The 7,087-nt window shown below is 63.4% G+C and carries 7 protein-coding genes; 6 read left to right on the forward strand and 1 reads right to left on the reverse strand.

Going from position 1 to position 7,087, the window contains the following annotated elements; translation table 11 throughout:
- Window positions 1-175: 175 nt before the first annotated feature.
- The 4 genes from C2862_RS23865 to C2862_RS23880 all read left to right on the forward strand — a co-directional run bounded on the left by C2862_RS23865 (window position 176) and on the right by C2862_RS23880 (window position 3,943).
- Window positions 176-997, forward strand: a complete 822-nt coding sequence (locus C2862_RS23865) for a flagellin (protein WP_136223362.1) — start codon at window positions 176-178, stop codon at window positions 995-997.
- 87 nt (window positions 998-1,084) lie between these two features.
- Window positions 1,085-1,456: a flagellar protein FlaG gene (locus C2862_RS23870; RefSeq protein WP_136223364.1), complete on the forward strand. Its 372-nt coding sequence runs from the start codon at window positions 1,085-1,087 to the stop codon at window positions 1,454-1,456.
- A gap of 11 nt (window positions 1,457-1,467) precedes the next feature.
- The gene (gene fliD / locus C2862_RS23875; protein ID WP_136223366.1) at window positions 1,468-2,856 is read left to right on the forward strand and encodes a flagellar filament capping protein FliD; all 1,389 of its coding nucleotides are present in this window, start codon (window positions 1,468-1,470) and stop codon (window positions 2,854-2,856) included.
- A 49-nt stretch (window positions 2,857-2,905) separates the two neighbouring features.
- Window positions 2,906-3,943, forward strand: a complete 1,038-nt coding sequence (locus C2862_RS23880) for a glycosyltransferase family 2 protein (protein ID WP_136223368.1) — start codon at window positions 2,906-2,908, stop codon at window positions 3,941-3,943.
- A gap of 15 nt (window positions 3,944-3,958) precedes the next feature.
- On the opposite strand, the gene C2862_RS23885 is transcribed toward C2862_RS23880, so the two are convergent.
- Window positions 3,959-4,534, reverse strand: a complete 576-nt coding sequence (locus C2862_RS23885; protein WP_168710158.1) for a DUF3617 domain-containing protein — start codon at window positions 4,532-4,534, stop codon at window positions 3,959-3,961.
- 151 nt (window positions 4,535-4,685) lie between these two features.
- Here C2862_RS23885 and C2862_RS23890 point away from each other — a divergent pair, with 151 nt between their 5' ends.
- Together C2862_RS23890 and C2862_RS23895 are read left to right on the forward strand one after the other, a co-directional pair.
- Window positions 4,686-6,302 (forward strand): murein L,D-transpeptidase, encoded by a 1,617-nt coding sequence (locus C2862_RS23890; RefSeq protein WP_136223372.1) that lies wholly within the window; start codon window positions 4,686-4,688, stop codon window positions 6,300-6,302.
- Between the two features lie 224 nt (window positions 6,303-6,526).
- A complete protein-coding gene (locus C2862_RS23895) occupies window positions 6,527-6,874 on the forward strand; it encodes a hypothetical protein (protein WP_136223374.1) in 348 nt (115 codons plus the stop codon).
- The last annotated feature ends 213 nt before the right edge of the window (window positions 6,875-7,087 follow it).

Here is a 7,087-nt window from a genome sequence, read left to right on the forward strand (position 1 = left end):
AGAACGATTCCGGTCCGTTTCAGATGCAAAGTTGCTCACAAACATTTTTTTAAAAAAATCCTCAAGGTTTTGCAGAGGGCTCCGTTAAAGAATACAAGCGAGCTGAAACAGCGACGCAAGCAATAACCGAACCCTGATAGCAGCACCAAACTGAACTGCCCACTGGAGAATGACCATGTCGACTATCAATACCAACCTGTCCTCGCTGAACGCACAACGCAACCTGACCAAGTCGAACAACGAACTGTCGACCTCGATGCAGCGCCTGTCGTCGGGCCTGCGCGTCAACAGCTCGAAGGATGACGCTGCCGGCATGTCGATTGCCACCAAGATGGATTCCCAGATCCGCGGCATGACCCAGGCATCGCGTAACGCCAACGACGGCATCTCGATGATCCAGACCGCCGACGGCGCACTGTCGAACATCTCGGACGCACTGCAGCGTATGCGTGAACTGGCAGTCCAGGGCGCCAACGAAACCAACGGCACCACGGAATGGTCGAACATCGACAAGGAAATCTCGACCCTGAACACCGAAATCGGCCGTATCGCATCGGACACCAAGTTCAACGGCGTTTCCCTGCTGGCCGCTACCTCGGCAGTCAAGCAGATCCAGGTCGGTGCTGACTCGGGCCAGAAGATCGACGTGACCTTCGGTTCGAACACCGCCTACGCCGGCGTCTCGGCCAGCAGCGTGACCGTCACCAGCGCAGCGACCGCTGCAAGCGCCATCAAGAACATCGATGACGCACTGGCAGCCCTGAACACCGAGCGTGCATCGCTGGGTACCGCCCAGAACCGCATGGGCTACGCCATCAGCAACCTGGCTACCTCGGTCGAGAACCAGTCGGCAGCAAAGAGCCGCATCACCGACACCGACTACGCGTCGGAAACCTCGAAGCTGAGCCGCGCGCAGATCCTGCAGCAGGCTGGTACCGCGATGCTGGCCCAGGCCAACTCGGCACCGAACAGCGTCATGTCCCTGCTGCGCGGCTAATCACCGGGTAGGTAAGCAAGGCTATAATCGATGTTTCAACTGTGCGGGGTTCGGCCCCGCACAGCCGTTTGTAAAAGAGGTGTTCCGATGTTGCAACCAATACAAGCTGGAAGCCCATCGGCCGTCGCCGGCAGCACGGCGCGGCCGGCTGCCGAGGCCTCGAAGTATGCGATCAATGCCGCTCCCGTCGCTTCCGCGACCGGCGCGGCATTGGCACAAACGGACCGGGCGCCCGGCCATGCCGAACTGGGCAATGTCGTCGCCGACCTGAACAAGGTTGCGCAGGCGAATGCGCAGGGCGTGCGTTTCTCGGTCGACGAGGATACCGGGCGCACCGTCGTCAAGGTGGTCGACACCCAGACCGACAAGGTACTGCGCCAGATCCCGAGCGTCGAGGCCCTGAAGCTGTGGCGCTCGATCGAGCAGATGCAAGGCGTGATGTTGCGCGAGAAAGCTTAAAGGAGAATCGCATGGCCATTAGTGCAGCCGGCATGTTGTCCGGACTCGACGTCGACGGTCTCGTCACGTCGCTGATGTCAGTCGAACGCCAGCCGCTCGTCAACCTGCAGTCGAAGACCGCCAGCTTCAATTCGAAGCTGTCCGCCTTCGGCACCCTGAAAAGCGCGGTATCGACCTTCCAGACCGCGGTCAAGGCCCTGGGCGGCGACGCCCTGCGCGCGCTGACCACCACCTCGACCAAGCCGGACATCGTCGGCATCAGCGCCACCAAGGATGGCGGCGCCGCGGCCGGCAGCTACTCGGTCGAAGTGAGCAAGCTGGCCACCGCCGACAAGCTGGTCTCGAGCGGCGTGGCCACCGGCACCACTTTCAGCGGCAGCGGCTCGATGGACATCACCATCGGCGGCAAGACCACCACGGTGTCGCTCACCGACGGCAACCTGTCCAGCCTGAGCAGCGCCATCAACATGGCCAATGCCGGCGTCACCGCGACCGTCCTGAACGACGGCACGCAGGACCGCCTCGTCATCACCGGCAATCAGACCGGTACCGCCAACGCGGTCAGCATCAAGGCCAGCGGCACCCTGGCCCAGTTCGACACCACCATGACCCCGGCCGATCCGCTCGATCCGAATTCCGTCGCCGTCACCAGCACGATGACGCGCTCGCAAACCGCGCAGAACGCCGAGATGAAGATCGACGGCATCGCCGTCTCGAAGCCTTCGAACACGGTCACCGACGCGATCAAGGGCGTGACCCTGAACCTGCAGCAGACCAACGTCGGCAGCCCGGTAACGGTCAGCCTGGCGAAGGACACGTCGACGATCAGCAAGAACATCTCCGCTTTCGTGGACGCCTACAACACGCTGGCGACCGCCGTGAACAAGCAGACCGCCTACAACGCCAGCACCAAGACCGGTGCGGTGCTGAACGGCGACGCTTCCGCGCGCTCGATCCTGACCAATATCCGCGCCGAACTGGGCAAGGCGGTGAGCGACGCCGGCGGCCTCAAGACCCTGTCGGACATCGGCATCGCCTTCCAGCGCGACGGTACCCTGAAGCTGGAAAAGCCGGCCAAGCTCGACGCCGCGCTGGCCTCGAACTTCGAAGGCGTCTCGGCCCTGTTCTCGTCGACCTCGGGCGTGGCGACGCGCCTGACCAAGGTGACCGAGGACATGCTGGGCTCGAAAGGCATTTTTAAAACCCGCACCGACGGCCTGAACGACACCATCCGCAGCCTGGGCAAGAGCGAAGAGCGCATGGAACTGCAGCTGGAGCAGACTGAAAAGCGCTACCGCGCGCAGTTCACCTCGCTCGACACCATGATGGTGAACATGCAGAGCATGAGCAGCTACATGACCCAGCAGCTTGCCGCGATCGCCGCCCAGAGCGGTTACTGATTCCGATTGCCGCCCGCACGCCGGGCGGCTTTTCTTTTCCATCCTCCCGATGATTCGCCTGGCTCTCGTCATGATCGTGCGCGACGAGGCCGCGCGCATCGCCCGCTGCCTCGATTCGGCGCGCGCGCTGGTGGACGACATCGTCGTCCTCGATACCGGCTCGCGCGACGACACCGCCGCCATCGCACGCTTTCATGGCGCCCGCGTGTTTGCCTTCGACTGGTGCGACGATTTTTCCGCCGCGCGCAATGCCGCCCTGGACTATTCAAGCGCCGACTGGAACCTGGTGCTCGACGCCGACGAGTGGATCGCCGCCGGCAGCGAGCGCACCACGCTCGACGCCTTCATGGAGTCAGGAGCCTGCATCGGCGTGCTGCCGGTAACGAGCGAGTTCGATTCGCAGGGCCGTGTGGAGAGTGCGGTGCAATGGCTGCCGCGCCTGTTGCCGCGCGGCGTGCGCTATTGCGGCCGCATCCACGAGCAGCCGGTAACGGACCTGCCGCGCCGGCGCATCGGCCTGAGCCTGCGCCACGACGGCTACCGCCGCGACGCCCTGGAGCGCAAGCACGGCCGCAACGATGCGCTGCTGCGGCGCGCGCTGCTCGACGCGCCGGACGATTCCTATCTGCGCTACCAGCTCGGCAAGAACGAGGAAGTGTACGGCGCCCATGAGGCGGCGCTGGAGCACTATCTCGCTGCGCTGCTTTGCTGCGGCGAGGAGGCGTACCGCCACGACCTGGTCGTGCGCACGCTGTTCTGCCTGAAGAAGGCGGGGCGCCACGCGGATGCGGTGGCGCTGGCGGAAGGCGAGGGCAGTCGCTGGGAAGCCTCCCCAGATTTTTATTTCGTCCTCGGCGACGTGCTGCTCGACTGGGCCGCCGCGACTCCGGAGCAGGCGAGCGAACTGCTGCCCGTGGCCGAAGGCTGCTGGCAGCGCTGCCTGGAACTGGGCGAACGCGCCGATCTCGACGGCGCCGTGGCCGGACGCGGCAGCTACCTCGCCGCCCATAACCTCACCGTGCTCTACGAAAACCTGGGCATGGATGAAGAGGCGCTGCGCTACCGCGTGCTGGCTGCGCGGCCCTGACTCAGTTGCTAACCCTTATTCGTCGATCGACGAGGGCTTGATCGCGCCGCAATCGCTGCTCAACCATTTGCCCGAGCCGCTGGTCTTCTGGGTCATCGGCTTGCCGTCGGGACCCGCCAACGTCGCGACCGACTCGAAGGTATAGGCTTTGTCGCCCTGAAACTTGACGGCGGCATCGACCTGCATCTTGGGCTGCGTGCAAGTCATGCTGACGTTGACTCCGCCGACCGTGGGCGTTCCTTTCCGGGTGCAGGAATCTGGTCCCTTCTTGCCCAGCAAATCGAACTTCGCGATGTTTTCCTTGGTGATGCATTCTTTGGTGCGCATGCCATTGCCTGTGAATTCCGTGCCGCGGGCCTGGAGGTCGGCCATCGTCTTTTCGATCTCCTTGCGCTGCTCCGACAGCATCTTGGCCATCTGCGCCTTCATCCTCTCCATGTAGCCGGCCATGGCGTTGCCCTGGGCTTTGCCGGGCACCGTGGCCTCGAGCTGCCACAGGCCTGGCTTGATGTTCACCTGCTGGGCCGAGGCGCTGCCGGCGCAGAAGGCGGCAAACGTGAGGAGGGCGGTGGCGATCGCGGTCGTTCTCATGGAGGCTCCTGAAGAATGGATCTTCAGTCTAGCCGAGGCGTTACATCTTTCGCATCTATTTGTAACAGTGTTGAGCATCGCGCGGCACGATGGGTATCATGCGCACCGGTAACGTATGCATGCCGAAGATTGACGCAGTTTGAAAGTTTCGATGAAGCCCAGCCTGAAATTCGGCGCCGCGCTCGCGTTCTGTGCGGCTGCGGTGCTCCTTCCCCGTTCCACGCTTGCCCAGCCGCTTCCCTCCGCCATTCGCACCCTGGCCGTCGAGGCCGCGCGCTCGCCCACGATGCCCTCGGGCCCCTACGACGAACGCGGCTGGCTGAACCGGTTCTACGCTCCGCGCAAGTATGTGCCCGCCTGGACTCCCTCGACGGCCGCGGCGGCCTTGTGGGTGCTGCGCCAGGCTCCGCTGCAGGGCCTCGATCCGCTCGATTACGACAGCGATGCGCTGGAGCGGCAGCTGCGCGCGGGCGGCGCCGGTAGCGCCCGTTTCGACGTCGCACTCACCTCGGCGATGCTGCACTACCTGGCCGACCTGCGCGTCGGCCGTGTGCGCTCTGAATACCACACCCGCCTGCCCGATGCGCGCCTGAAGGGGTACGATCCGGTCGAGCGCCTGCGCGCCGGGCTGGCCGCCGGCAAGCTGCAGGCCGCGGTGCAGGCGGCCGAACCGAAAATGCAACAGTACGGACGGGTCAAGGCGGCGCTGGCACAGTACCGCGCGTTGGCCAAGCAGCCGTATCCGGCGCTCCCGCTGCCGTCCGCAAAGATCAAGCCTGGCGGCGCTTACCCGGACGCGAAGACGCTATTCGAGCGCCTGGTGCTGCTGGGCGACCTGCCGGCGAACGCGGCGCCGCCAAACGACGGTATCTATACCGAGGAACTCAAGGAAGGCGTCGAGCGCTTCCAGGCCCGTCACGGGCTGCTGGACGACGGTGTGCTGGGCCGCGGCACCATCAATGCGCTGAACGTGACGCCGGCGCAGCGCGTGCGCCAGCTCGCACTGACGCTCGAACGCCTGCGCTGGCTGCCCGATTTCGGGCCTGGCCCGCTGATCGTGGTCGACTTGCCGGCGTACCGGCTGTGGGCGCTCCAGAAGGGAAGCAGTGCCGAGATGCCGCTGGAGATGCGTGTGGTGGTCGGCACTGCGGTCAAGACGGAAACCCCGCTGTTCGTCGGGCAGATGCGCTACCTCGAGTTCAACCCCTACTGGAACGTCCCGCGCAGCATCCTCGAAAACGAGATCCTGCCCAAGCTCGCGCGCAATCCTGCCTACCTCACGCAAAACGCGATGGAGACGGTGCCGCCGGGCGCGAGCGTGGCGGACCTGAAGGCGGGCCGGGCGCGCGTGCGCCAGCGTCCGGGACCGAAGAACGCACTGGGAGCCATCAAATTCGCGCTGCCGAATCCGATGGACATCTACCTGCACTCGACCCCGGCGCGCGAGGTGTTCGAGCGCAGCCGCCGCGACCTCTCGCACGGCTGCATCCGGGTCGAACATCCGGCCGCCCTGGCCCAGTTCGTCCTCGGCCAGCAAGGCCCGTGGAGCGCGGACAAGATCCAGGAAGCGCTGCAGCCTGGGCCGACCCGGCACGTCGACTTGCCCCGTCCGATTCCTGTCGTGATTTTCTATGCCACCGCTAGCGTTGGCAGCGACGGCAGTGCGCGTTTTGCTGCGGATATGTATGGGCGGGATGCGAAACTGGCGCAGGTATTGGCGAGCCGCCGTAGCGCTATTGTCTCCGCGACAGGCCGCTCTGCGGACTAAGTAGGCCGGACAAAACCCTTTCTTGTGGTCAGAACAGCAAGGCCGTACACTGAGCTATTCCTAGCGTCTGCAATCGGCCGGTCGGGAGCGGACGTTTAGCTCGCCTCAGCTTAATACATTGAACTTTCCCATCTAGCAACAACTCAGTAGACTGATTGCTTCAAGATCGGCGGGTGTCGGCCAGCAGCGGACGGTGACTTGAGCCATGTAGAAGGACAACCCATATGCCTGCGTTTATCGTCTTCATTGCCACATTCCTGCTCAGCCATTTGCTTTTCCTCTGGGTGTACACGGATGCTCTTGCACAGGCCTCGAGCGGTGTTTTCGTGCTGTGTGCGCTAGCCTTGGGTAGCGTATTCGGCGGTATTGCCGGCTTCTGGACTTGGACTCATAGCCACAAAACGGCTTTTTTGACCGCTAGTTTTTTGTCTGCACTGATGGCTCTGCTTCCATTCCTGCTGAACACCTATGGAATGGCGATCGTCGCCCTGCCGCTAGTCTTCTTATGGGTGTGGGCCAATTCCTTAGGAATGAACTTTACGAAACGGCTGCGAAACAGGAGCGTCCGTTAGTTATCAAACAATGTCCGCAACGGGTCGAAAGCAATGGGATGGACTCCTCCTCCCCCTGAGGGCACGCAAGTGCCAAACTGGAGTTTCCACACTACCGGTTTAGGAAGAAGGAGTCCGTCATGAAGATTATCCGCGTTGGGGTCGACTTGGCAAAGAATGTCTTTCAGCTGCACGGCGTAGATCGTTCAGAAAAGACGGTCTGGCGGCGCAAGC

Origin of the sequence: Massilia sp. Mn16-1_5, from assembly GCF_004798585.1 — a bacterium.
Taxonomy (GTDB): Bacteria; Pseudomonadota; Gammaproteobacteria; order Burkholderiales; family Burkholderiaceae_D; genus Telluria.

Bases quoted from the DNA above. Each gene is read 5' to 3' on its own strand.
- C2862_RS23895 (WP_136223374.1), top strand. From the start codon at position 6,527: ATGCCTGCGTTTATCGTCTTCATTGCCACATTCCTGCTCAGCCATTTG.
- fliD (WP_136223366.1), top strand. From the start codon at position 1,468: ATGGCCATTAGTGCAGCCGGCATGTTGTCCGGACTCGACGTCGACGGT.
- C2862_RS23880 (WP_136223368.1), top strand. From the start codon at position 2,906: ATGATTCGCCTGGCTCTCGTCATGATCGTGCGCGACGAGGCCGCGCGC.
- C2862_RS23885 (WP_168710158.1), bottom strand. From the start codon at position 4,534: ATGAGAACGACCGCGATCGCCACCGCCCTCCTCACGTTTGCCGCCTTC.
- C2862_RS23870 (WP_136223364.1), top strand. From the start codon at position 1,085: ATGTTGCAACCAATACAAGCTGGAAGCCCATCGGCCGTCGCCGGCAGC.
- C2862_RS23865 (WP_136223362.1), top strand. From the start codon at position 176: ATGTCGACTATCAATACCAACCTGTCCTCGCTGAACGCACAACGCAAC.
- C2862_RS23890 (WP_136223372.1), top strand. From the start codon at position 4,686: ATGAAGCCCAGCCTGAAATTCGGCGCCGCGCTCGCGTTCTGTGCGGCT.